This window comes from Sphingomonas leidyi (genome assembly GCF_011761945.1).
GTDB lineage: Bacteria > Pseudomonadota > Alphaproteobacteria > Sphingomonadales > Sphingomonadaceae > Sphingomonas > Sphingomonas leidyi.
Genome location: NZ_JAASQV010000001.1, coordinates 1,738,993 through 1,761,003, shown reverse-complemented (window position 1 = coordinate 1,761,003; position 22,011 = coordinate 1,738,993). Strand labels below are relative to the sequence as shown.

The 22,011-nt window shown below is 68.0% G+C and carries 22 protein-coding genes and 1 tRNA gene; 14 read left to right on the top strand and 9 right to left on the bottom strand.

What is annotated here, in order from left to right:
• The first annotated feature begins 91 nt into the window (after positions 1 to 91).
• From rpmE to FHR20_RS08445, 3 genes are all read left to right on the top strand, one after another.
• The gene (rpmE, locus tag FHR20_RS08455) at positions 92 to 322 is read left to right on the top strand and encodes a 50S ribosomal protein L31 (protein WP_086130097.1); all 231 of its coding nucleotides are present in this window, start codon (positions 92 to 94) and stop codon (positions 320 to 322) included.
• A gap of 136 nt (positions 323 to 458) precedes the next feature.
• A complete protein-coding gene (locus FHR20_RS08450; RefSeq protein WP_243857159.1) occupies positions 459 to 716 on the top strand; it encodes a PilZ domain-containing protein in 258 nt (85 codons plus the stop codon).
• Positions 717 to 857: 141 nt separating this feature from the next.
• Positions 858 to 1,334: a hypothetical protein gene (locus FHR20_RS08445; RefSeq protein ID WP_167299094.1), complete on the top strand. Its 477-nt coding sequence runs from the start codon at positions 858 to 860 to the stop codon at positions 1,332 to 1,334.
• 34 nt (positions 1,335 to 1,368) lie between these two features.
• Here FHR20_RS08445 and FHR20_RS08440 read toward each other — a convergent pair whose 3' ends face one another.
• Both FHR20_RS08440 and FHR20_RS08435 read right to left on the bottom strand, forming a co-directional pair.
• Positions 1,369 to 2,100, bottom strand: a complete 732-nt coding sequence (locus tag FHR20_RS08440) for a hypothetical protein (RefSeq protein WP_167299093.1) — start codon at positions 2,098 to 2,100, stop codon at positions 1,369 to 1,371.
• 20 nt (positions 2,101 to 2,120) lie between these two features.
• Positions 2,121 to 2,210, bottom strand: a tRNA-Ser gene (locus FHR20_RS08435).
• A 128-nt stretch (positions 2,211 to 2,338) separates the two neighbouring features.
• Between FHR20_RS08435 and FHR20_RS08430 the strand changes: the two genes are divergently transcribed.
• From FHR20_RS08430 to FHR20_RS08390, 9 genes are all read left to right on the top strand, one after another.
• A complete protein-coding gene (locus FHR20_RS08430; RefSeq protein WP_167299092.1) occupies positions 2,339 to 3,364 on the top strand; it encodes a lytic murein transglycosylase in 1,026 nt (341 codons plus the stop codon).
• Positions 3,348 to 4,547: an SPOR domain-containing protein gene (locus FHR20_RS08425; protein ID WP_167299091.1), complete on the top strand. Its 1,200-nt coding sequence runs from the start codon at positions 3,348 to 3,350 to the stop codon at positions 4,545 to 4,547. The genes FHR20_RS08430 and FHR20_RS08425 overlap by 17 nt, the downstream gene beginning before the upstream one ends.
• Positions 4,548 to 4,564: 17 nt before the next feature.
• Entirely contained in the window at positions 4,565 to 5,731 is a 1,167-nt protein-coding gene (locus tag FHR20_RS08420) for a D-alanyl-D-alanine carboxypeptidase family protein (RefSeq protein WP_167299090.1), read from the top strand.
• A gap of 73 nt (positions 5,732 to 5,804) precedes the next feature.
• Positions 5,805 to 6,782 (top strand): AAA family ATPase, encoded by a 978-nt coding sequence (locus tag FHR20_RS08415; RefSeq protein ID WP_167299089.1) that lies wholly within the window; start codon positions 5,805 to 5,807, stop codon positions 6,780 to 6,782.
• Positions 6,783 to 6,835: 53 nt separating this feature from the next.
• A complete protein-coding gene (locus FHR20_RS08410) occupies positions 6,836 to 7,156 on the top strand; it encodes a hypothetical protein (protein WP_167299088.1) in 321 nt (106 codons plus the stop codon).
• A 78-nt stretch (positions 7,157 to 7,234) separates the two neighbouring features.
• Positions 7,235 to 8,734: a methionine--tRNA ligase gene (gene metG, locus FHR20_RS08405; RefSeq protein WP_167299087.1), complete on the top strand. Its 1,500-nt coding sequence runs from the start codon at positions 7,235 to 7,237 to the stop codon at positions 8,732 to 8,734.
• Entirely contained in the window at positions 8,731 to 9,510 is a 780-nt protein-coding gene (locus FHR20_RS08400; RefSeq protein WP_167299086.1) for a TatD family hydrolase, read from the top strand. The genes metG and FHR20_RS08400 overlap by 4 nt, the downstream gene beginning before the upstream one ends.
• Positions 9,507 to 10,274: an MBL fold metallo-hydrolase gene (locus FHR20_RS08395; protein ID WP_167299085.1), complete on the top strand. Its 768-nt coding sequence runs from the start codon at positions 9,507 to 9,509 to the stop codon at positions 10,272 to 10,274. The genes FHR20_RS08400 and FHR20_RS08395 overlap by 4 nt, the downstream gene beginning before the upstream one ends.
• Positions 10,271 to 10,915, top strand: coding sequence for a retropepsin-like aspartic protease family protein (locus tag FHR20_RS08390; RefSeq protein WP_167299084.1), 645 nt, complete (start codon positions 10,271 to 10,273; stop codon positions 10,913 to 10,915). Before FHR20_RS08395 ends, FHR20_RS08390 begins: the two co-directional genes overlap by 4 nt.
• Positions 10,916 to 10,922: 7 nt before the next feature.
• Here the strand turns inward: FHR20_RS08390 and FHR20_RS08385 are convergent, their stop codons facing one another.
• Together FHR20_RS08385 and FHR20_RS08380 are read right to left on the bottom strand one after the other, a co-directional pair.
• Positions 10,923 to 12,227, bottom strand: coding sequence for an MBL fold metallo-hydrolase (locus FHR20_RS08385; RefSeq protein WP_167299083.1), 1,305 nt, complete (start codon positions 12,225 to 12,227; stop codon positions 10,923 to 10,925).
• Positions 12,228 to 12,229: 2 nt separating this feature from the next.
• On the bottom strand, positions 12,230 to 13,963 hold the full coding sequence (locus tag FHR20_RS08380; RefSeq protein ID WP_167299082.1) for a gluzincin family metallopeptidase: 1,734 nt from the start codon (positions 13,961 to 13,963) through the stop codon (positions 12,230 to 12,232).
• Between the two features lie 417 nt (positions 13,964 to 14,380).
• Between FHR20_RS08380 and FHR20_RS08375 the strand changes: the two genes are divergently transcribed.
• Both FHR20_RS08375 and FHR20_RS08370 read left to right on the top strand, forming a co-directional pair.
• Positions 14,381 to 14,860 (top strand): PH domain-containing protein, encoded by a 480-nt coding sequence (locus FHR20_RS08375; RefSeq protein ID WP_167299081.1) that lies wholly within the window; start codon positions 14,381 to 14,383, stop codon positions 14,858 to 14,860.
• Positions 14,853 to 16,295, top strand: coding sequence for a PH domain-containing protein (locus tag FHR20_RS08370; RefSeq protein WP_167299080.1), 1,443 nt, complete (start codon positions 14,853 to 14,855; stop codon positions 16,293 to 16,295). Before FHR20_RS08375 ends, FHR20_RS08370 begins: the two co-directional genes overlap by 8 nt.
• On the opposite strand, the gene FHR20_RS08365 is transcribed toward FHR20_RS08370, so the two are convergent.
• From FHR20_RS08365 to FHR20_RS08345, 5 genes are all read right to left on the bottom strand, one after another.
• Complete coding sequence (locus FHR20_RS08365) at positions 16,292 to 17,710, bottom strand: cell wall hydrolase (protein WP_243857158.1); 1,419 nt, start codon at positions 17,708 to 17,710, stop codon at positions 16,292 to 16,294. The genes FHR20_RS08370 and FHR20_RS08365 overlap by 4 nt on opposite strands.
• Positions 17,711 to 17,802: 92 nt before the next feature.
• Complete coding sequence (locus FHR20_RS08360; RefSeq protein WP_167299079.1) at positions 17,803 to 18,120, bottom strand: hypothetical protein; 318 nt, start codon at positions 18,118 to 18,120, stop codon at positions 17,803 to 17,805.
• A 73-nt stretch (positions 18,121 to 18,193) separates the two neighbouring features.
• Positions 18,194 to 19,114 (bottom strand): cysteine synthase A, encoded by a 921-nt coding sequence (gene cysK / locus FHR20_RS08355; protein WP_167299078.1) that lies wholly within the window; start codon positions 19,112 to 19,114, stop codon positions 18,194 to 18,196.
• Positions 19,111 to 20,442, bottom strand: a complete 1,332-nt coding sequence (locus tag FHR20_RS08350) for an MFS transporter (RefSeq protein ID WP_167299077.1) — start codon at positions 20,440 to 20,442, stop codon at positions 19,111 to 19,113. Before FHR20_RS08350 ends, cysK begins: the two co-directional genes overlap by 4 nt.
• Positions 20,443 to 20,564: 122 nt before the next feature.
• On the bottom strand, positions 20,565 to 21,956 hold the full coding sequence (locus tag FHR20_RS08345) for an MFS transporter (protein ID WP_167299076.1): 1,392 nt from the start codon (positions 21,954 to 21,956) through the stop codon (positions 20,565 to 20,567).
• Positions 21,957 to 22,011 lie beyond the last annotated feature (55 nt).

Sequence of the window (22,011 nt, the reverse complement as noted above, 5' to 3'; positions counted from 1 at the left end):
GCGCAGCCCCAGGTTGCGCGGCGTCCGCGTCTCTGCTAGGCGCGCGCCTCCGCTGCCGGTCGGAAACCGGCGGCTTTCCAAGGAATTCGACGTGAAGAAAGACACTCACCCCGACTATCACATGATCAAGGTGCAGATGACCGACGGCACCGTGTACGAGACCCGCTCCACCTGGGGCAAGGAAGGCGACACGATGACTCTCGACATCGATCCGCTGGCACACCCGGCCTGGACCGGCGGTTCGCAGCGTCTTCTCGATCAGGGTGGCCAGGTCGCGCGCTTCAACAAGCGCTTTGGCGGCCTCAACCTCGGCAAGAAGTAATTCCCTGGGCTTTCGGCGCGTTACGACGTTAACGCGCCGTTAGCCAGCCAGGGCTAGCTTGCTCGTCATGGCAAGCGCAGCACGAGCATTCGCAGCGGAATTCGAACCGGCCGAGGAACTTGGCCGGCGGCGTTCGATGCGCGCGCCCGTGTCGCTCGACGCGAAGATCGGCCGGGGCGGCCTCGATCGCGCGTTGTGCAAGGTGGTCGACGTGTCGCTGCATGGCGCCCGCATCCAGACCTATTCGCTGATCAAGGCCAGTTCGATGATCTGGCTCGCGCTGCCGGGGATCGGGCACGTCGCGGCGCGCGTCGTATGGTCCAATGATTTCGAGGCAGGCCTCGAATTTCAGGCCGCGCTGACTCCCGAAGCTTTCGAGACACTTACGACGTAGCGACGGCATTGTGCGCCGAAAGGCGGCGCGGCGCGATTGCGTTCACCCGCAAGATAGGACATCCTCGCCCGAATTCACCTGCTGGGGAAACTGGTGATGATAAAGGGTCTGCTGCTTTGCGCGGCCGCATGTGCCGCACCCATGACGGCTATGGCGGGCGAGAAGGACCTGCCGATCGTCCCCAATCTCAAGGCGTTGCTCGCTGCGGATGGCGTTGCGCGCACGGTCCCCGGCCGGAAGCTGGTCCGGCCGCGGCCCACGACCTTCATGCCGATCGCCTATCGCGGACTGGAGGGGGGCGGGATTCGCGCGCTGCCCACCACGTCTCTGCCGCAGGAGCCGATTCGGCTCACCACCGATTTCTCGATCGCCGAATTGCGCGCCCGACCGCTTCGGCATCTCGCGGCGTTCGATACCGGCGCCGATGCGACCAGCGCGCGTGGCGGCAGCTGGGCAGTGTACGACATACTTTCCGACTACCGCAAACCGCGCTTCCGCCGTTCCGCGTTCAGCACGATGCTGGTGCTGCGCATCGATGGCGAGGAAGGCAGCGCGCCGCTCAGCGTGGGCGGTGGCGGGGTTGCCTCCGCCATCTGGCAGGTGATGCCGGGGAACTGACGCCCGGCGCGTCTCGGCCCCGGGGGCGGGGCGCTCAGTTGGCCTTCTGCTTCTGCGCGACGAGATTGAGCACCAGGCTGGCATATTCGTTGTTCGGATCGAGCGCCTTGGCCTGGTTCGCGGCATTGGCGGCGCCCGGCATGTCGCCCAGCGCGACGAAGCCGATGCCCTTCGCCGCGATCAGATTGGCGCGGCCCGGGCCATCCATGTCGCGGTCGCCGGCAAGGAACTTGTCGATGAACGGCGCCATTTCGCCATAGGCGGAGAGGCTGAGCAGCGTTGCGACATATTCCTTGGTCAGGTCGTGCTGGTTCGGCGCGATCGCCAGCCCCTTGGCGTAGCTGGCCTTGGCGGCGGCATAATCCTCCATCTCGTACTGGATCCAGCCGACGGCATAGGCGAGGTCGGCATAATGGAGGTTGGTCAGCACGAAGTTGGAGCCGGCCGGGAAGCCGTCGATCGCGCGGCCGGCCCTGGCGGCATCGGCATAGGCGAGATACTGGTGCTCGTCATAGACCCGCACTTCCGCGCCGCAGCGCTCGGGCGCCGGCATGGTGGCGGGGAGGAGGGCGTAGCGCTTCTGCAGGATCGGGAGCAGGGCCGCGAAGCCGGGCTTGTCCTGCGCCTTCATCAGCGCGAAGGCCTTCTCGATTTCGGGCTGGGCGGCGGCGGCCCAGGCGGCCTTGTCCTCGCAGGGGCCGGCTAGGGCGGCGCCCGGCGCGAGCAACGCGATGGTGGCGATCGTTGCGAGCCAGCCCCTGTACATGCCCATGCCCCCCGGTTGTCTGGCGGAGAGGGTGGGATTCGAACCCACGGTACGCTTGCGCGCACGGCGGTTTTCAAGACCGCTGCCTTAAACCACTCGGCCACCTCTCCGCGTCGATGCCTGCGCTAATGCGATCCGCGACGATCCGCCACAATTTGTTGACGAAAGCGGATGGCGGGGGGTTCTGCATCCCGCCGCCCTGTGGCACAAAAAGCGCATGCGGGGATCGAGTGGCGTAATGCGTAGCCTGTTGGCGCTTGGCGTGGCCGTGATCGCGGCGGCGCCGGTGGGCGCTCCCGCGATCGCGCAGGACGAGAGCGGGTTCCAGACCTATCTGGGCGAGCTCTCGCGCCAGGCGGCGGCAGAGGGAGTCAGCCGGCGGACGATCGATTCGGTGATCCCGACGCTCACCTACAATGCGCGCGTGGTGCAGCTCGACCGGCAGCAACCGGAGACCGCGCCCAACGCGCCCATCTCCAATTTCGAGCCCTATCGCCGGGCGCATGTCGATGCCGCGCGGATCAGCCAGGGGCGGGCCGCCTATCAGCGCCAGCGCCCGCGGCTGCGGCGGATCGAAGCCGAGACCGGCGTGCCCGAATCGATCATGGTCGCGATCTGGGGGCACGAAACCAACTATGGTCGCGTGATGGGCGGGTTCGACCTGCCGCGCGCGCTCGCCAGCCTGGCCTATGAGGGCCGCCGCCGCGAACTGTTCGCGGGAGAGTTCATCGCTACGCTCAAGATGATCGATCGCGGCGTGCCGCGCGAGAAGCTGGTCGGCAGCTGGGCGGGGGCGTTCGGCGGGCCGCAGTTCCTGCCTTCGGTCTATCTCCGCCTCGCCAGGGACGGCGACGGGGACGGCATGGCCGATATCTGGACGAGCGAGCCCGACACGCTGGCCTCGATCGCCAATTATTTCGTCAATGCCGGCTGGCGCAAGGGCCAGCCCTGGGGCTTTGCGGTGAGCGTGCCCGCCAATCTGAACCGCGCCGCGCTGGCCAGCAAGACCAGGTCCCCGCGCTGCCCGCGCGTGTTCGAACGACACAGCCGCTGGAAGACGATGGCGGAGTGGCGGGCGCTGGGCCTGGTGCCGCAGACCCGCGCCTGGCCGGGCGACAATGTCCAGGCGACGCTGCTCGAGCCGGACGGGCCCGGCAAGACCGGCTATCTGCTCACCGGCAATTATCGCGTGATCCTCGACTATAATTGCTCGAATTTTTACGCTTTGTCGGTAGGCCTGCTCGCCGATGAGGTCGAACGCTAGCATCTTCGCGCTCTCGCTCCTGGCCCTTTGCGGGGGAGTCCCGAGCCATGCCCAACCCCTGCAACGGCAGGGCTCCGTCGGGGCGCAGGCCTATGGCGGGCCGCAGTCCCAGCCGGACGATGCGTCCGCCGAGACGTGGCGTGCCGCCGACGGCACGATCCGGACGCGCCCGGCGCGCGTGCAGCCGCAATCCCAGCCGGCGCCCGAGCCGATGGTGGTGCAGCCCGAGCCGCAGCCGCAATGGGCCGATCCCGCACCCGCCGCGGCGCAATCGGGCGCGCCCGGCGCTTCCTATGCCGCTCCCGGCAGCACCCCGACCCGCAGGGCACCGGCCACTCCCGCGCCGCGGCAGGAGGCGCCCCGGCCCCGCCAGGCACCGCCGCAGGTCGCGACGGTGATGCCCGACGGTTTCACCGATCCCGCCGCCGGTGCGGCCGGGCCCAGCGGATCGTCCCAGCCCGCTCCGGGCGAGACGCCGCGCTACGACGAGATCGGCTATGCCGGTGTCCGCCCGGTGAGCGGCGGCGGCGCGATGGACCAGTCGGTGGTGGCGGTGCATCGCTCGCTGCCGGCCAACTCCTATGTCGAAGTCACTTCGCTCGAAACCGGAAGGACGATCCTGGTGCTGGTCACCGGCACCGATCCGGGCGCCGATCGTCCCATCGATCTGTCGGCAGGAGCCGCGCGGCTGCTCGGCGCGAACGGCGATTCGATCGGCGTGCGGATCCGCCTGGTGAACCCGCCGGCGATGGACAAGGCCGCGCTCCAGGCCGGCCGGCCCGCCGCGGACCGCGCCGACGCGCCCCCGGTGTTGCTTACGGCGCTGCGCAAGCGGCTTCCCGGCGCCCCTGGCCAAGCGGATGCGGCTTCGCGCACTCCGAGTGCCGCCGCGGCGGCCTATGGCCCGCCGCGCGTCAGCGTTGCGCCACGGCCGGCGCCCGTGCGCACGGCCCCGCCCGCCGCCCGCCCGGCCGCAGGCGGCAGATATATCGTGCAAGTCGCCGCACTTTCTAACGCCAGTCGTGCACAAGCGCTTGCCCAAAGCCTAGGCGGCTTCGTAAAGCCGGGTGGCGGGCTCCATCGCGTCCAGCTCGGTCCCTTCGCCACGGCGGGCGAGGCCGAAGCGGCGCGGCGGCGTGCCGCGGGCGCGGGCTATGGAGATGCGCGCGTCCAAGCCAACTGAAAGGCCGGACGAATCACATGAAGAAGTTGCTTGCCGCATCGTTCCTGGCGCTTGCCGCCGCCCAGTCCACGAATGCCGCAGGCCCGCCGCCGTTCGATACGCCGGCGCCGATTGCGTATATGGAGGATATGTCCTCCGGCGCGGTGCTCTATGCCAAGGATGCGGACCGGCGGATCCCGCCGGCCTCGATGGCGAAGATGATGACGGTCTATGTCGCCTTCGACCTGATCAAGAAGGGCGAACTGAAGCTCGACAAGCAGATCGAAGTGACGCCCGAGACCTGGAAGAAATGGCATAGCCAGGGTTCGACCATGTTCCTGAGCGTCGGCCAGAAGCCGACCGTCTCCGATTTGCTCAAGGGCATCGTCACGCTGTCGGGCAACGATGCCTGCGTCGTGCTCGCGGAAGGCATTTCCGGCACCGAGGAAGCCTTTGTCCAGCGGATGAACGAGGCGGGCAAGCGCCTGGGCCTCACCAACAGCCATTTCGGCACTTCGAACGGCTGGCCCGACAATGGCGTGACCTATGTCACCGCACGCGACCTGGCGCATCTCGCCAAGGCGACGATCCAGGATCATCCGGACCTCTACAAGCAGTTCTACTCGCTCACCAGCTTCACCTGGGGCAAGACGCTGGGCGCCGGCGCCGACATCACCCAGGCGAACCGCGACCCGCTGCTCGGCAGGGTGCAGGGCGCCGATGGCCTCAAGACCGGCCATACCGACGAGGCCGGTTACGGCTTCACCGGTTCGGCCGAGCAGAATGGCCGCCGCCTGGTGATGGTGGTGGCGGGGCTCACCACTTATAACGGCCGCGCCGATGAATCGGTGAAGTTCATGAACTGGGGCTTCCGTGCCTGGCAGGCCCGCCCGCTGGTCAAGAAGGGCCGCAAGGTGGGCGAGGTGCAGGTGCAGGGCGGCACGTCGGGCAGCGTCGGCGTGGTCGCCCCGCGCGACCTGACCGCCACCGTGCCCGCCGGCACCGCGCCCGAGATGCAGGCGCGCATCGTCTATAACGGCCCGGTCCAGGCCGGCTTCAAGGCGGGCGATCACATCGCCGACCTGGTGGTCGATTCACCCGGCCTGCCGTCGCAGACCGTGCCGCTGGTGGCGGAGAAGGATGTGGGCGAGGCGGGCTTTTTCGGCCGCGCCTGGCGCGGCTTCTGGTCGCTGTTCGGGATGTGATCGCGGAAGCGGGTCCCGCCTCCCTTGCCGCCGTCCCCGGGCTTGCGGGGACGACAAGGTCTGAACGGTCTCGATGGCCCTGATCGGCAATGAATCCGCCCATGAGGCGCTGGCCGCCGCGATGCGGAACGGCAACCTTCATCATGCCTGGCTGATCGCCGGGCCGGAGGGGGTGGGCAAGGGCATGTTCGCGCGGGCGGCGGCGCTGCGCATGCTTGCGGAGGCCGCGGGGCGCGACCGGCTCGCCCCTGGCTGGGCGGTGCCGCCCGAGAGCCAGACCGCCCACCTGATCGAGGCGGGCGCGCATCCGGACTATCGCGAGCTCGTCCGCCTGCCCAAGGATCCGGACAAGCCCGACGAAGCGCTGGCCCGTTCGATCACGATCGCGCAGGTCCGCTCGCTCCAGGCACTGTTCGCGACCAAGCCGAGCTTCTCGTCGCGTCGGGTTATCGTGATCGACGCGATCGACGATCTCGAGCGCGGCGGCGCCAATGCGCTGCTCAAGAACCTGGAGGAGCCGCCGGCGGGGACGATCTTCCTGTTGGTGAGCCATGCGCCGGGCCGGCTGCTGCCGACGATCCGCTCGCGCTGCCGGCTGTTGCGCTTCGAGGCGCTGGACGATGGGGACGTGGCGGCGATCCTGCGCGACCAGCTGCCCGATGCCACGACGGGCGAGATCGCGGCGCTGGTCAAGGCGGGCGAAGGCTCGCCGGGCCGGGCGCTGGGCTTTGCGGGGCTCGACATCGCATCGATCGAGAGCGAGATGGCGGCGCTGGCCGATACCGGGGATCCGTCCAATCTGATCCGCGCGCGCCTCGCCAAGCTGCTCGGCGCCAAGGCCGCGCAGCCGCGGTACGAAGCGTTTCTCGAACGCGCGCCGAGCTTCATTGCCGAGCGGGCGAAATCCCTTTCCGGGGATGCCCTGCGCACGGCGCTCGATGCCTATGCCGCCGCGCGCGAGCTGAGCGGCGCCGCGGCCGGCCTGTCGCTCGACGCCTCCGCCACCGTGTTCGAAATGGGCGGCATCCTTGCGCGGCTGAGGCGTATTTAACGCTGCCTTAGGCAAAGCGGGCTATCTCGCCTCTGGAGCAAGAGGGGATTTCCATGGGCGCGATCACCGGCATTTCTGGCATCGGCAGCACTGCGGCCGCACAGCCGGCCGCCACCAACGGCGCCGGCGACACCAAATTCGACGCGATCCTGGAAGCGTTCAAGAAGGCCGCGAGCGAGACGCCCGAGCAGCGCGCTCGCGACGCGGTGCTCAAGAAGCACGACCTTTCCGAAGAGGATTACAAGAAGCTGCCGGCCCGACAGAAGGAAGCGATCGACAAGGAGATCGCCGCGGCGGTGCGCAAGGTGCACGAACGCAAGACCGGCGTAGCGATCGGCGACTCGCCGGTGCCGACCGCGAAGCTGTTCGGCTGAACCTGCACGCCGCCCATGCTTCCCCGCAAGGGCGCGAGGCGGGGTGACGCGGCGAAAGTGATCGCCTAAAGCGCCCGGATGGCCGAGCCTTTCTACATCACCACCGCGATCCACTATCCCAATGGCCGTCCGCATATCGGACATGCCTATGAGATGATCGCCGCCGACGCGATCGCCCGGTTCCAGCGCGCGCAGGGCCGCGACGTCTTCTTCCAGACCGGCACCGACGAGCATGGCCTCAAGATGGTCAAGACGGCGCGCGAACGCGACATGACCGCGCGCGAGCTTGCGGACGAGATGTCCGGATATTTCAGCGAGATGGCTGAGAAGCTTGATATCTCGTCCGATCGTTTCATCCGCACTTCGGAGGCCGATCACTACAAGGCCAGCCAGGCGATCTGGCAGGCGATGGCCGATGCCGGCGACCTGTATCTCGATCGCTACGAGGGCTGGTATTCGGTGCGCGACGAGGCGTTCTACGAGGAGAAGGAACTGGTCGAGGGGGAAGGGGGCGTGAAGCTCTCGCCCCAGGGCACGCCGGTGGAGTGGACGGCGGAGGAGACCTGGTTCTTCCGCCTGTCCAAGTACCAGCAGCCGCTGCTCGACCTCTACGCGGCCAATCCGGACTTCATCCGCCCGGAATCGCGCCGCAACGAGATCCTGCGCTTCGTCGAGGGCGGGCTGGCGGACCTGTCGGTCTCGCGTACCAGCTTCGATTGGGGCGTGCCGGTGCCGGGCTCGCCCGGGCATGTCATGTATGTCTGGGTCGATGCGCTGACCAACTATCTGACCGGCGCGGGCTATCCCGACGACAGCGCGCGGCTGGCGCGCTACTGGCCGGCGGACATCCACCTGATCGGCAAGGATATCGTCCGCTTCCACACCGTCTATTGGCCGGCCTTCCTGATGTCGGCGAAGATCGCGCTGCCGAAGCAGGTGTTCGGGCATGGTTTCCTGCTCAATCGCGGGGAAAAGATGTCCAAGTCGGTCGGCAATGTCGTCGATCCGATGGCGCTGGCCGAATATTACGGCGTCGACGCGCTGCGCTATTTCCTGCTGCGCGACGTGAGCTTCGGCAATGACGGCACGTTCAGCGACGAAGCGATCGTCACGCGTGCCAATGCCGATCTGTCCAACAGCTTCGGCAACCTCGCCCAGCGGACGCTCGCCTTCATCGCCAAGAATTGCGACGGGCGCGTCGAGGCCGGGCGCGCCGAGGAGGCCGATGCGGTGCTTCTCGCCGAGGTCGATACCGCCTGTGCCGGCTTCACGCGCGCCTTCGAGGATCTCGCGCTCAGCCAGGGGGTCGAACTGTGGATGACCGGCGTGTTCGCCTGCAACCAATATATCGACGCACAGGCGCCCTGGGGGCTGCGCAAGACCGATCCTGAGCGGATGCACGCCGTGCTCGGCACGCTGCTGCGCGCGATCCGGCGTCTTGCCGTCACGATTGCGCCGGTGGTGCCGGGCTCGGCGGCGAAGCTGCTCGCGCAGCTGGGGCCGGACGGGGATCGGGACTTCCGCATCGCGCCGCCGACCCCCATCTTCCCGCGGCTGGAGCTGAAGGAAGACGCGTGAACCTTGCCGACAGCCATTGCCACCTGATCTACAAGGGCCTGGGCGAGCAGCAGCCCGAAGTGCTGGCGCGCGCCCGGGCGGCCGGCGTGGTCGCGATGCTCAACATCTCGACCCGCGAGCGCGAATGGGACGAAGTGATCGGCGTCGCCGAGCGCGAGCCTGACGTCTGGGCCTCGGTCGGCATCCATCCGCACGAGGCCGACGAGCATCCCGACATCGATGCCGCCAGGCTGGTCGACAAGGCGCGCCACCCGCGCGTCGTCGGCATCGGCGAGACCGGGCTCGACTATTATTACGACCATAGCGACCGGGATCGCCAGCGGGCGAGCTTCCGCGCGCACATCGCGGCGTGCCGCGAGACCCAGCTGCCGCTGATCGTGCACACCCGCGATGCCGAGGCGGACACCGCCGAGATCCTGCGCGACGAGATGGCGAAGGGCGCCTTTCCCGGCGTGATCCACTGTTTCACCGCGAGCGGGGCGTTCGCCGATATCGCGCTCGATCTCGGCCTCTATATCTCGATCTCGGGCATCGTGACCTTCAAGAACGCGCATGACCTGCAGGCGACCGCGGCGCGGCTGCCCCGCGATCGCCTGCTGATCGAGACCGATGCTCCCTTCCTTGCCCCGGTGCCGCATCGAGGGAAGACGGGGGAGCCGGCCTTCGTCGCCGACACCTGCCGTTTCCTCGCCAATCTGCGCGGCGAGGATCCCGATGCGCTGGCGGAGGCTACCCGCGCGAACTTCCACAAGCTGTTCGCCAAGACGCGGGCATGAAGCTGCGCATCCTCGGCTCCGGCACCTCGTCCGGCGTGCCGCGGATCGGGAACGACTGGGGCGCTTGCGATCCCGCCGAGCCGAGGAACCGGCGTACCCGCGCCTCGGCGCTGGTGTGGACCCGGACGACCCGGGTGCTGATCGACACCAGCCCGGACTTTCGCGAGCAGGCGCTGGCCGCGGGGATCGCCGATCTCGATGCGGTGATATGGACGCATGATCATGCCGATCATTGCCACGGCATCGACGACCTCCGGCAGATCATGCATGCGCGGCAAGGGGAGCCTGTGCGCGGCCTTGCCCGGCCCTTTGCGCTGGAGCAGCTGGAGAAGCGCTTCGCCTATGCCTTCCGGGGCAGCAAGCTCTACCGGCCGACCGTGGCGATCGCGCCGCTGCCCGATGCAATTACGATCGGCGATATCCATATCCGCGTCGTGGATCAGCCGCACGGAGGGATAAGCTCTGCGGGGCTGCGCTTCGAGAGTGATGGTAAATCCATGGCATACGCCATAGATTTCAATGAGATGACGCAAGATATGCGTAGCTTGTATCAGGATCTGGATGTCTGGGTGGTCGATTGCCTCCGCCGGGCGCCGCACCCGACGCACGCGCACCTCGATGCCGTGCTGGGCTGGGTGCGGGAACTGGCGCCGCGGCGCGCAGTGCTCGCCCATATGGACAATTCGATGGACTATGCGACGCTCGCGGCAACGCTGCCCGCCGGAGTCGAGCCCGGCTTTGACGGCATGGAGGTTGCGATATGAGTGACGACCGCATCATCCAGCTGCTGCTGTTGCTCGGCGCGCTGATGCTGGCGCTCAAGGCCTTGTCGTCCCACCGCGTCACCTTGCGCGGCCTGTTGCAGACCCTCGTGCTCTGGGCGATCATCGGCGTGACTGCGGTGATCGTGATGTATCATCGCCAGGAACTGGGCGGGCTGCTGGCGCGCGCCTCGGAGAAGCTCGGCTATGAGCAGCAGGTGGTTCAGGGCGAGACGGTGCGGATCAAGATGAGCCCGGACGGGCATTTCTGGGCGCGCGTGCAGATCAACGGAGTAGAGCGGCGCATGCTGGTCGACAGCGGCGCGACGATCACCGCCATTTCGCGCGACACCGCCGAGGCGGCCGAGGTCAAGCCTGCCCTGGCGCCGCCGATGCTGATCGAAACCGCCAATGGCACGGTTCAGGCGCAGCCGGCGCGGGCCGACAATGTCGCGATCGGGCCGCTATCGACGCGTGACCTGCCCCTGGTGGTGGGCGACAGCTTCGGCGATCTCGATGTGCTGGGCATGAACTTCCTGTCGCGCCTCAAGTCCTGGCGCGTCGAGGATCGCACCCTGATCCTCGAACCGCGCAAGGGCATCGAAGCGCGCGGAACCGCACCGCGATCGCAGGCGCGCGAATAGCCGCCGGTCAGCGCAGGTCCAGCACGACCTCCTGATAGAGCGCATCGGGCTCCAGCGCTTCGGTCGAGTAGAGATTCGACTGCGCGTCGAGCTCGGTGACCAGCGTTCGGCGGGGCACTTCGGTCTTGCGGTCCTCGCTGCCATGCTTGCCGTGCTTGGTCGACAGCACCGAGGTCAGGCGGCCTGGGCCGCTCCGGTCCGATTTCTTGGTGAAGCGGCGCCACATGCTGCGCGGCGTGGCGTTCCGGCTGCCATGATGGCCGACCTTGTAGAGATCGACGTCGTCGAGCAGCGATGCCATGTCCGATTGCAGCGCATAGGCCCAGTTCTCGATCTGCGCATCGCCCGGGAATAGCAGGGTCTTCGAGCCGGCCTTGAGCAGCAGGATGACGCTGGTGTTGTTCATCTGCGCATCGAGTGCGCGCACCAGCCCGACCAGCATCTCGGTATTGGCGGCATCGATCCGATCCTGGAGCCAGCGATGCTCGAGCAGGGGCTTCGAGCGCAGCCGATGCCTGGCGTTCGGGAAGAGGAGCTTGCCTTCGTCGCCGATCGCCAGCGCGTCATTGAGGCGCTTCGGGGCAAGTTGCCAGAACTCGTCGGGATCGCTCGAGCGCTGCTTGCGGATCGTGTCGGTCTGCCGCAGCGTGGGCGGGCCGAGGACGTGCACGTCCATGCCCGGAAGCGCCGAGGCGAGGCCCAGGTCGCAGCCATGATAGGCATAGCGTTTCTCGCCGGGCATCGTCCGCAGATTGTCGATCGCCGATCGGTTCGAGAGATTGTCCTGCCCGATGAAGCGGAGCTGCTCGGCCAGCGCCTTGGGAAGGTGCCCGGCCTGGGCGTCGGCAAAGGCCACCAGCGTGCCGGCAGCATCCTCCATGGCCTGGAGCGACGCACGGCGCTGCCGCAATGCCTGTCCGGTGACGCTGGCGTCGGGCCCTTCCCAATCAAGGGGTGCTTCCGGGGCCTCGGTCCAGGGCTGCACGATGAAGCGCGGGTCGAGCGCGCGGATCACGTCGCCCGATCCCGCGCCGTCCCTGGTCGCGAAACCGCTGATATGGTCGGCATGGCGATGCGTGGCGACGAGCACGTCGAGGCGCCGGTCGGGATCGCCCTCGCGCACCTTTCCCTGGATGTCCTGGGCGACCTGGAGCATCTGCGTCTTCTCGGCATGCTCGGGCAAGCCGGTCGTGCCGAAGTCGATCAGCATGTGGCGCAGTGCGCCGCCGGCATAGGTGAAGCGCACAAGGATGCAGTCGCCAAAGCCGACCTGATAGGCATAGATCGTCGCGGTTTCCGGAGCGGCTGGCATGTTCAGGCCCCCATGCGTTGCTGGTGAAGGGCCGCGAAGCGGAGCCGGTCGGGCGCTGCCGGCGCACCGATCTGCCCGGTATCGACCATATATTGCGCGCGTGCCAGCTGGCGTTCGGCGTCCTCCAGCCGATTGGCGATATGATATTTCACTCGGCCATATTGATCGAGGATCACCACGCCGCCGCCATAGGCGGTGTAGCGGTCGCTGCTCCGCATGCCCTCCGGCCGCTCGGTGCCGAGCACGGCCTTGAATTCGGCACCGAACAGATCGGCGCGCTGCACATATTGGCAGACCGTCTCGTGCAGGGCGATGCCGTCGGGGCCGATTCGGCTTGCCGGGTCGATCGAAATCACTTCGGAATAGGCGCGGGGACTGAGCCCGAGCGTCTCGCGATTCTCCCAGAGGAAGCGGAACAGCTCGTCGCGGCTTCGGGTCATCGCCTGGTAGTTCGATCGGGCATAGGTCAGCCTGCCGTCGGCGGGGTAGCGTTGCCAGCATCCTTCGGCGTCGCAGGTGGCGCCCTGCGGGCGGATGCCGTATCGCTCGAACATGGTGCGGATCACCGCGCGATATCCCCATTCGTCCTCGGGGACGAGTTCGCGGTCGGCAGTGAGCAGCGCACTGAGATACTGGCCGAAATCGAGATCGGTCGGCGGGCAGTAGTCGAGCGCGCGGATCGCCATGTTGAGCAGGTGCCCGGCGAGCTTCGCGCCCTCTTCGACGACTGCGTCCAGATTGTAGCTGTCACCCGCGAAGCGCCCGAGCTCCGCGATCCGCTCGCTCCAGAGCTCGACAAAGGCGTTCATCATCGCCGCGACGAGGATCTCGCCGCGCGCATGTTCCTCCACTTCGCCGTGGAGCAGGTGGGCCGCTTCGGGAGTGAGCTCGACCGAGCGGCGAAGCGCGCCGCGCTGGCCGGTTTCGAGCGCCTCGCCGACCTCGCGGGCCACGCCGAGCAGGATCGAGTTGCGGATCGCGTCGGCGGTGAGCTTGCCGACCGCGACGAGCCGGATGGTGCGGTCCGCGTCGACGAAACGGCTGTCTTCCCCGATCGCGGCGGCGACGACAGGCTTGAGGGAGAAGATCGACAGCAGCGCGACGATATCGGCAAAGCCCTCGTGGAACGCTGCCTGGTCGGGGCCGGAAGGCTCGCTGAAGCGGGACCGCAGGCCGTCCAGCAGCGCGTGTGCCGTCTCGTGCGCGACGATGTCGTGGCTCAGGCAGGTGAAAACCGGCTGGCCGTCCTGCCGGAAGAAATAGCCGAACATCAATGCCCGGTCGGGCTCGGAATAGAAGGCGTTGGCCTGGGCGAAGGCGTGCGGCGCGATGTGCAACTGGTGGCCGCCGGAACTCCAGCTCACCCGCCGCCCCAAGGCGCGCTCGAAGGCACCCAGCGTGCGCATCGCGATCGCATAGGTGTTCTGCGCGTGGAAGTTCGGGTCTGCAAGCAGCCGCTTCTGATAGGCCGGATCCTCTCGCGTCTCACCCGGGAGGGGCGCGAACGGATCGACCAGCATTCCGTCGCCGGCCTGATATTCCTGCTGGTCCAGATAGGTGCGCCGCTCGGTCGCGTTATAGTCGACGACCTTGATTCGATAGCCGGTCGGCCCCTTGGCCAGGATTTCCGCGGGCACGCTGACTTCCACGAACGCCATCGGCCCCCCTGGCCCCAGGCGCAGTCCCGGATCCTTGGCGATGATCGTGAGCTTGCGTGTTGGTGGCGGTTCGGACACGCGATTATTCCCCCTCGGTCTCCCGACGACGCAAGATAATCGCTTCGTTCATGAAAGCCAAGTGAGGCGTTCGACCTGTCAATCCATCGGATCGAGAGCATATCCGTTTCGGCTTTTTCCCCCTGTGCGGAAATTATTCCGGAATTTTCTGTAATTGCCGTTGTAAAACCATGGAAGTCATCGCAAATTGTTGCGCATATGCGTGAAGATTCGTCGATCTATACTTTGATTTCATCCGATTATGCGTTGGATGCACTCGGAATTCGATTCCGGAATGGCTGCACATCCCGAGACGGGGCGCAATTGGCGTGCCGGGAGGAAGGGGCGCCTGGCCCCTTGCGCGAATTCCGGAAACTTCGCCCCGCTCCGGCACTGCTAGTGCTTGAGTGAAATAAGACACTCGGTGATACTCCTTTCATGACCCTGGCCATCGTTCCGCTCATGCCGCTCGAGCGCGGGCAGCTTCACGTGATTCGCCTGCGCGCCGTCCGCACCGCGCTCATCCTGCTCGCGGCGGCGGTCGCGGGGGAATTCTTCGTGCCGGAACTGCCGATGCCCGGAGCGATCCTCGCGCCCGCGCTGCTGGTAGCCCTGTGGATCGCCGGCTTCGCGCCGAGGCGGCGCTGGCGGCGCTGGGGCTATGCCTTCACCGGCGGCGAGCTTCATGTCGAGCATGGCTTGTGGACGCGGGTGCACACGATCGTTCCGACGCTGCGCGTCCAGCATATCGACGTGGCACAGGACGTGCTGGAGCGGCTGTTCGGGGTCGCCACGCTCGTCCTTCACACGGCGGGCACGGATACCAATGTGGTGATCCTGCCCGGCATCGCCCGCTCCACCGCAGAGGAAATCCGCGACGCGATCCGCGAGCGCATCGGCGGCGCGCAACATGATTGATCCCGGCGCCGCGCCCCGACGGCTCCACATCCTCACCGTGATCATGCGCTTCGTGAAGCGTGCGCCTTCCACGGTGATACTCCCGCCGCTGATTCTCGGCTTTGCGGGGCGCGAGTTCCACCCGGCGCTGGCATTGGGGGCCTTTGCGGCCATTGCGGCGGCGGTGATCCTTTCCACCTGGCTGGGCTGGTGGAGCTTCACCTACCGGATCGGCGCGGAGGAGGTGCTGATCCAGCACGGCGTCCTCCAGCGCCGCCGCCGGTCGATACCGCGCGGCCGGATCCAGGACGTGTCGATCGAGCGCAGCCCCTTTGCCCGCGTCTTCGGACTGGCGGTGGTCAAGCTCGAGACGGGCGGTGGCGAAGCCGAGGAGGCGAGGCTCGACAGCGTCTCCATGGCCGAGGCGGAGCGCCTCCGCGCCCTGTTGCGCGGCCATCGGCCGGTCGCCGAAATACGGGTGGGCGCCGAGGCGCCGGTGCAGCCCGGACGCCGCATCGTCTTCGCCATGTCGCTCGGCCGGGTGCTGCTGTGCGGCGTGTTCGGCTTCTCGATGATCTGGATCGCGGCGATCTTTGGCGCGATCCATTCGCTGGACCGGGTGCTGAAGCTCGACTGGGAGAAGCTGTTCGGCGAGGCCGAGCGCTTCGCTTTCGCCCGATTCAGCATTCTCGCGCTGTTCCTGGTGCTGGCAATGGCCCTGCTGCTGTGCCTGATCGCCGGCGTGGCGCGCACGCTGCTCAAGGACTATGGCTTCACGCTCACGCATGAATCGGGCCGTTTCCGCCGTATCCGGGGGCTGCTCACGCGCTCGGAAGTGGTCATCGCCGATCGCCGCATCCAGCTGGGCCTGGTCCGCCGCGGAGCGATCAGCGGGCGGCTGGGCTGGAACAGCGTCGAGGTGCAGACGCTCGGCGGCAGCGCCGACCGGGCGGGCCGCCAGGAAATGGCGCCGTTCGCCACGGCGGAAGAGGCCGCACAGGTGATCGCCGCCACGCCGCTCCCGCCTTTCCAGCGCCCGGGGCTGCGTCCGGTGGCGCCGGCCCATATCCTGCGCTTCGCGATCCACCACGGCATGCCGATCGTGCTGGTCCCGGGCATTGCCGGCTTCTTCCTGTCGCCGCTATGGTGGGGGCTGCTGCTGGCGCCCGCGCCGGTGATCCTGGCGATCTTCCAGCGCGCCGGGCATCGCTATGCGCTGCGCGACACCAGCCTGCAGGTGATGCGCGGCGTGCTCTCGCAGCGCGACTGGATCGTGCCCATCGAATCGATCCAGACGCTCACGGTGCGCCGCAGCTGGCTGCAACGCCGGCTGGGCGTGGCGACGGTGACGGTGGATACGGCCGGCGCAAGCGGTTGGCATCGCCCCGATGTGAGCGACGTTCCGTTCGATTCCGCGCTCGCGCTGGCCCGGGCGCTCACGGCCCGAGGCGATTAGCGCGGTTCGGGCGTCGGGCGCGGCGTCGGCGAGGGCTTGGGGGCGGGCAGGGTGAGGCTCACCATGGCCTTGTCCTGTGCAGGCGTGCCGGCGGGCGGTGCCGCCACCTCGGCCTTGCGGCGGATGCCGGCGAGCGGGGCAGGAGCGGCAATGGGAGTGGCTCCGGGGATCGGCGGCACGACGGTGGCGGGCGCTGCCTCGGCCGGGATCTGGGCGCGCATGCACTGGACCGGGCTCGGGCGGCGGAACTGGCCGCAATTCCACAACGCCTTGGCAAAGCCTTGCGTCTCGTCGCGCAGATAGCTGAACGACATGGTCGAAACCTGGGCGCTGGAGAGCGGCAACCTGGCCGGAGTCTGCTTCGCATCCGCCCAGGCCATGAACTTGCAATAGGGCCGCTCGCCGCACGTACGGATGGCCAGCGCCGCGAACGCGTCCGGGTTGATCCCCTTGGGCAAGGTGAGCATGAAGTTGTTCGAGTCGCCGCCCTCGGCCGCCATCGGGGCGGGAACGGCGCTCTGGGGGATCGATGCGGGATCGACAAAGGCGCCGTCGGTCCCGACCGCGCCGGGCAGCAGCGTTTCGAGCGAGGGATCGCTCTGGAAGGCGCCGGGCGACAGCCGGGCCATCAGCGCGATATTGGGCTCGATGCCCGCATAGATGCGGTTGAACGCCGGCGGCGTGCCCCACCAGCCGGTCCAGCGGAAGAAGAGGTGCGTGTTGACCTCGGTGATCTTCTCGAGGCTGGCGCTCCAATAGGGAACAACCCAGTCGGTGTGATAATGCGTCGCATGGCCCACCGGCTTGTAGACCGAGCCGGTCAATGCGGCGCGGGCGATATAGCGCGCGCGCTCCCAGGCGGTGGCGGTGGGCGTATAGCGCAGCATCGCGCCATCGCAGGTGAACGTGAACTGGCAGCCGGTCGAGCGCTCCGAGCCCTGGAACACGACGCCGCAGATCGTCTTGGGAAAGGCCGGGTGGCGTGCGCGGTTGATGATCACCTGCGCGACCGCCCGCTCGCCCACCGCATCGTCGCCGGCCTCGTAATAGACTGCCGCAGCGAGGCAATCGACGGCGCGGGCCCGGCTATCCTCGGCACCGTAGATATTGAACGGCCGGGCCGCCGGATTGGGCAGGGTCGAGAAGGGAATGGACGCATTCCAGGTGCGCGCGTCGTCCGGCGTCACGACCTGAAGCTCGACCGGCTCCACTTCCGGCAGCTCGGTCTTCGGCACCACCCGGTGCGATACCTTCACCGGCGCGGGCTTGTGCACCACCGCGCGCGGGGTATGCGTGACCAGCCACAAGGGCAGCGCGACCACCGCAAGCATGAGGAGGCCGAGCAATGCCATCAGCACTGGCGGCACGCGGACGGAGAATGCTCCGGCGGTGGGAAAGGAAGGGACGGTCGCCATGGGGTCGCCGCCCATAACGCAGAAGTCGCGAAGTTGGAACCATTGCGGCGCCGGAACGCCGCAATGCCCGGATCAGTGCGTCCGACGCGCGCTCAGTTCGGCCAGAAGCCGGTTGCCTCGCACATGTCCCAATGATCGGCGGCGCCCAGCTTGCACGCCGCCGCGGTGGCGCCCGTGCAGAGCTTCACTTCGCGCTGATAGCGCTTGTAGCAGCTCTCCGGACGAGCGGGCGCGGACGGCTTGGCGACCAGTGCGGCCGTTCGCACGGGTTTCGATACGGAAACTGGGGTGGCCGCCAAGCTGCGCGCCTCGGCCGGTGTTTCCAGCCCGCGCTGCTTCCCCCCGAAAGCAAGCGGCCACCCCAGATAGATGGCGAGCATGACGCTCACCAGGATCATTGCATTGCGCACGAAGTTCCCCCCGGAAACGACGTTTTCCCCGACTCGGGAAATCTAGCGTTAATCCGGCGTTAATTCCAGTGCCTCAGCTCTCGGGAAGAAAGTCCGGGACGCTCAGATAGCGCTCGCCTGTATCATAATTGAACCCCAGGACGCGGGTCCCCTCCGGGAGATCGGGCAATTTCTGCAGAATCGCGGCCAGCGTCGCGCCCGAGGAGATGCCGACGAGCATGCCTTCCTCGCGGGCGGCGCGGCGGGCCATGTCCTTGGCGACGCCCGCATCGACCTTGATCACGCCGTCGATCGCGTCGGTGTGCAGGTTGCGCGGCACGAAGCCGGCGCCGATACCCTGGATCGGGTGCGGGCCCGGCTGGCCGCCCGAGATTACCGGCGAGAGCTCGGGCTCGACCGCATAGACCTTGAGGTTCGGCCAGCGCTTCTTGAGCGTCTCGGCGACGCCGGTGATGTGGCCGCCGGTGCCCACGCCGGTGATGACCACGTCGATCGGCGAATCGGCGAAGTCGTTCAGGATCTCCTGCGCGGTGGTGCGCACGTGCACGTCGATGTTCGCCGGGTTCTCGAACTGCTGCGGCATCCAGGCGCCGGGCGTCGTCTCGACGATCTCCATCGCGCGCTCGATCGCGCCCTTCATGCCCTTCTCGCGCGGCGTCAGGTCGAAGGTGGCGCCATAAGCGAGCATCAGGCGGCGGCGCTCGATGCTCATGCTCTCCGGCATCACCAGGACGAGCTTGTAGCCCTTCACCGCGGCGACCATCGCGAGGCCCACGCCGGTATTGCCGCTGGTCGGCTCGACGATCGTGCCGCCCGGCTGCAGGCTGCCGTCCCGCTCCGCCGCTTCGATCATCGCCAGCGCGATGCGGTCCTTGATCGAGCCGCCGGGATTGGTCCGTTCGGACTTGATCCAGACTTCGGCGTCCGGAAACAGCTTGCCCGCGCGGATATGGGGCGTGTTGCCGATCGTCTCGAGGATCGTGTTGGCCTTCATGTCATCATCTCCTTGGGAGGAATCTCGAGATTGGCCGGAGGATCGAAGGTGCGAGCCCGCCTGAGCTCCGGGAATAGCTTGGCCCATGCCAGTGTGACAAGGATCGCGCCCACGCCGCCGCCCACCACTGCGGCGACCGGCCCGATCAGCGCGGCGAGGAAACCCGATTCGGCCTCGCCCAGCTCGTTCGAGCCCGAGATGAACAGCGTGGAGACCGCGCCGACGCGGCCGCGCATCTCGTCCGGCGTGTAGAGCTGGATCAGCGACTGGCGGACATAGACCGAGACCATGTCGGCCGCGCCGAGCACGAACAGCGCGAACAGCGCCACCATCACCGCGGGCGCCGTGTCGTGCCCCACTGCGGCCGGGCCGAGCACGGGCACGAGCAGCGGGGCGGAAAGGCCGAAGATCACTGTCGCCACGCCGAACAGGGCGACCGCCAGCAGCATCTTCACGCCGACGTCGCTCTTCAGCGGCCGCCAGGAGAAGAACACCGCCGTGGCGACGGCGCCCACCGCGGGCGCGGCTCGCAGATGGCCGAGCCCTTCCGAGCCCACCTGGAGGATGTCGCGGGCATAGACGGGCAGCATCGCGGTCGCGCCGCCGAGGAGCACCGCGAACAGGTCGAGCGAGATCGCGCCGAGCACCAGCCGGTTGCGACGGACATAGTGGAGCCCGTCGATCATCTGCGCCCAGGGGCTGCCGCTGAACTTGCGCGCGCTGCGCGGCACGTCGCCGATCAGCATGAGCAGGACGAAGGAGACGAGGAACAGGCCGCCCGCCACTGCGTAGGAGAGCCAGTCGGCAACCGCATAGAGATAGCCGCCCATGGCCGGGCCGATCACCGTGCCGATCTGCCAGGACAGCGAGCTCAGCGCGATCGCGGTGGGCAGGATCGCCTTGGGCACCAGATTGGGCGAGAGCGCGCTCAGCGCGGGGCTGGCAAAGGCGCGCGCCACGCCGAGCAGCGCGGCGATGCCGAACAGCGCGGGCAGGCCGATCGTGCCGGTATAGGTCAGCACGCCCAGGCTGATCGCGCAGAACGCCTCGAGCGCCACCGCGGCGCGGGCGATCCAGCGCCGGTCGAGCCGATCCGCCACCCAGCCGGCGAAGAGCGAAAGGAACAGCAGCGGCAGGAACTGGGCGACGCCGATCAGCCCGAGCTGGAAGGCGGCTTCCTTCACCGTCATCGTCCGGCGGGCGATATCGTATACCTGCCAGCCGATCACGATCACCATCGCCATCTGCCCGAGCGTCGTCGAGAGCCGGGCGAGGAAATAGAGGCGAAAATTGGGAACGGCGAACGGATGCGTTGCTTCGGCGGCCATGCAAGGGCCTCTAGGCGCTTCCGCGGGGCCACCGCAACGCGCGATTGCGTGCGAAGGGCCAAGTAGAGATATCAGCCGGGAATTCCGCGTCGACGCCGGGGCCGGGCGCGCCGCTTGCCGCCTCAGCGCAGCTTGGCGGGCTGGACGTCCTCGGTCTCGGCGAAGCGCGGGTTGCGGATGGCGGGGCGCAGGCGCGCCAGGCTGCACAGGCCGGCAATGGCGGCGAGGCCGGCCGCCACCAGGGGCGGCACCGTGCCGCCGCCGATGCCGATCGCAAGCAGCGCGGCCACCAGCGTGGCGCCGGTCGTCTGCCCGACCATCCGGGTCGTGGAGATGAGCCCGCCGGCCGCTGCCGCGCGATCGATCGGGGCCGAGCCGATGATCAGCCGGGCGTTGGGCGAGAGGAACATGCCGAATCCGGCCCCGGTGAGCGACATGCGCCAGGCAATGTCGAACCAGCTGGGATCCACGGGCAGGAAGGCGAGGAAGAGCAGTCCCGCCACTGCGATGACCATGCCGATCCCGCCCAGCGCCCCGGCGGGGTAACGATCCGACAGCGAGCCGGCGAGCGGCGCGACGATCATCGTGGTGAGCGGCCAGGGCGCGATCACCGCGCCCACCTCGGACGGGGCGAAGCCATAGCCATGCTGCAGCCGGAAGGGCAGCGACAGGAGCAGCGTCATCGTGGCGATGAAGGCAGTATAGGCACCCACCACGGAGAGGGCGAGCACCGGCCGGGTGAGCAGGTCGACCGGCAGGATCGGCTTGGGCTCGCGCATCTCGCGGCGGACGAAGAACAGGCCGATCACCGCGCCGGCGACCACCACCGCCGCCGAGACGACGGGGCTGTCGCCATGCACGGCGCTCTCCAGGCCGCCGATCACCAGCCCGAACATGCCGGCGCACAGCAACGCTCCCAGCACGTCGAACGGCTCGTCACGCGCGGGCGTGTCGGGCAGGGCGCGGCCGAACAACAGGCTGGCGACGGCGAAGGGCACTGCCGAGGCGAACACCCAGGGCCAGGGCCCCACCGCCAGCACCAAGCCGCCGATGGTGGGCGCGAGCGCGGCCGAGCTCGACACCACCACCGAGTTGATGCCGAGGCCGCGGCCCAGATGTTTAGCGGGATAGATCCGGCGAATCAGCGCCGAGGAGACGCTGAGCGCCGCAGCCGCGCCCGCCGCCTGCGCCGCGCGGACGATGAGCAGGAACGGCAGGCTCTCGGCGAAGAAGCACAGCACCGTCGCCACGGTGAAGACCAGCTGCCCGGCCTGGTACATCCGCTTGAGCCCGATCCGCTCGCCCAGCCCGGCAAAGGGCAGCAGCAGCATCACCAGCGTCAGCTGGTAGACGGTGACGACCGAGACCGCCGCGGAGCTGTCGACGTGCAGGTCCCTGGCGATGGTGGGCAACGCCACGGTGGCGATCGCGCCGTCGATCACCACCAGCGCCGTACCGAAGGAGACGGCGGCGATGGCGAGCGTGCGGCGCGGCAAGGGAAGGCCATCGGTCATCCACCTGCTCAGTGCCTCAACCCGCCGCCGGGTTCCAGTGGAACCCGCATCGTGT

What these genes read in the sequence shown, in the direction of transcription:
- metG (WP_167299087.1), top strand. Translation starts at nt 7,235, where the DNA reads ATGGCCGAGCCTTTCTACATCACCACCGCGATCCACTATCCCAATGGC.
- FHR20_RS08450 (WP_243857159.1), top strand. Translation starts at nt 459, where the DNA reads ATGCGCGCGCCCGTGTCGCTCGACGCGAAGATCGGCCGGGGCGGCCTC.
- FHR20_RS08395 (WP_167299085.1), top strand. Translation starts at nt 9,507, where the DNA reads ATGAAGCTGCGCATCCTCGGCTCCGGCACCTCGTCCGGCGTGCCGCGG.
- FHR20_RS08410 (WP_167299088.1), top strand. Translation starts at nt 6,836, where the DNA reads ATGGGCGCGATCACCGGCATTTCTGGCATCGGCAGCACTGCGGCCGCA.
- FHR20_RS08390 (WP_167299084.1), top strand. Translation starts at nt 10,271, where the DNA reads ATGAGTGACGACCGCATCATCCAGCTGCTGCTGTTGCTCGGCGCGCTG.
- FHR20_RS08350 (WP_167299077.1), bottom strand. Translation starts at nt 20,442, where the DNA reads ATGGCCGCCGAAGCAACGCATCCGTTCGCCGTTCCCAATTTTCGCCTC.
- cysK (WP_167299078.1), bottom strand. Translation starts at nt 19,114, where the DNA reads ATGAAGGCCAACACGATCCTCGAGACGATCGGCAACACGCCCCATATC.
- FHR20_RS08345 (WP_167299076.1), bottom strand. Translation starts at nt 21,956, where the DNA reads ATGACCGATGGCCTTCCCTTGCCGCGCCGCACGCTCGCCATCGCCGCC.
- FHR20_RS08425 (WP_167299091.1), top strand. Translation starts at nt 3,348, where the DNA reads ATGAGGTCGAACGCTAGCATCTTCGCGCTCTCGCTCCTGGCCCTTTGC.
- FHR20_RS08420 (WP_167299090.1), top strand. Translation starts at nt 4,565, where the DNA reads ATGAAGAAGTTGCTTGCCGCATCGTTCCTGGCGCTTGCCGCCGCCCAG.
- FHR20_RS08440 (WP_167299093.1), bottom strand. Translation starts at nt 2,100, where the DNA reads ATGTACAGGGGCTGGCTCGCAACGATCGCCACCATCGCGTTGCTCGCG.
- FHR20_RS08385 (WP_167299083.1), bottom strand. Translation starts at nt 12,227, where the DNA reads ATGCCAGCCGCTCCGGAAACCGCGACGATCTATGCCTATCAGGTCGGC.
- FHR20_RS08375 (WP_167299081.1), top strand. Translation starts at nt 14,381, where the DNA reads ATGACCCTGGCCATCGTTCCGCTCATGCCGCTCGAGCGCGGGCAGCTT.
- FHR20_RS08445 (WP_167299094.1), top strand. Translation starts at nt 858, where the DNA reads ATGACGGCTATGGCGGGCGAGAAGGACCTGCCGATCGTCCCCAATCTC.
- FHR20_RS08415 (WP_167299089.1), top strand. Translation starts at nt 5,805, where the DNA reads ATGGCCCTGATCGGCAATGAATCCGCCCATGAGGCGCTGGCCGCCGCG.
- FHR20_RS08370 (WP_167299080.1), top strand. Translation starts at nt 14,853, where the DNA reads ATGATTGATCCCGGCGCCGCGCCCCGACGGCTCCACATCCTCACCGTG.
- FHR20_RS08430 (WP_167299092.1), top strand. Translation starts at nt 2,339, where the DNA reads ATGCGTAGCCTGTTGGCGCTTGGCGTGGCCGTGATCGCGGCGGCGCCG.
- FHR20_RS08365 (WP_243857158.1), bottom strand. Translation starts at nt 17,710, where the DNA reads ATGGCGACCGTCCCTTCCTTTCCCACCGCCGGAGCATTCTCCGTCCGC.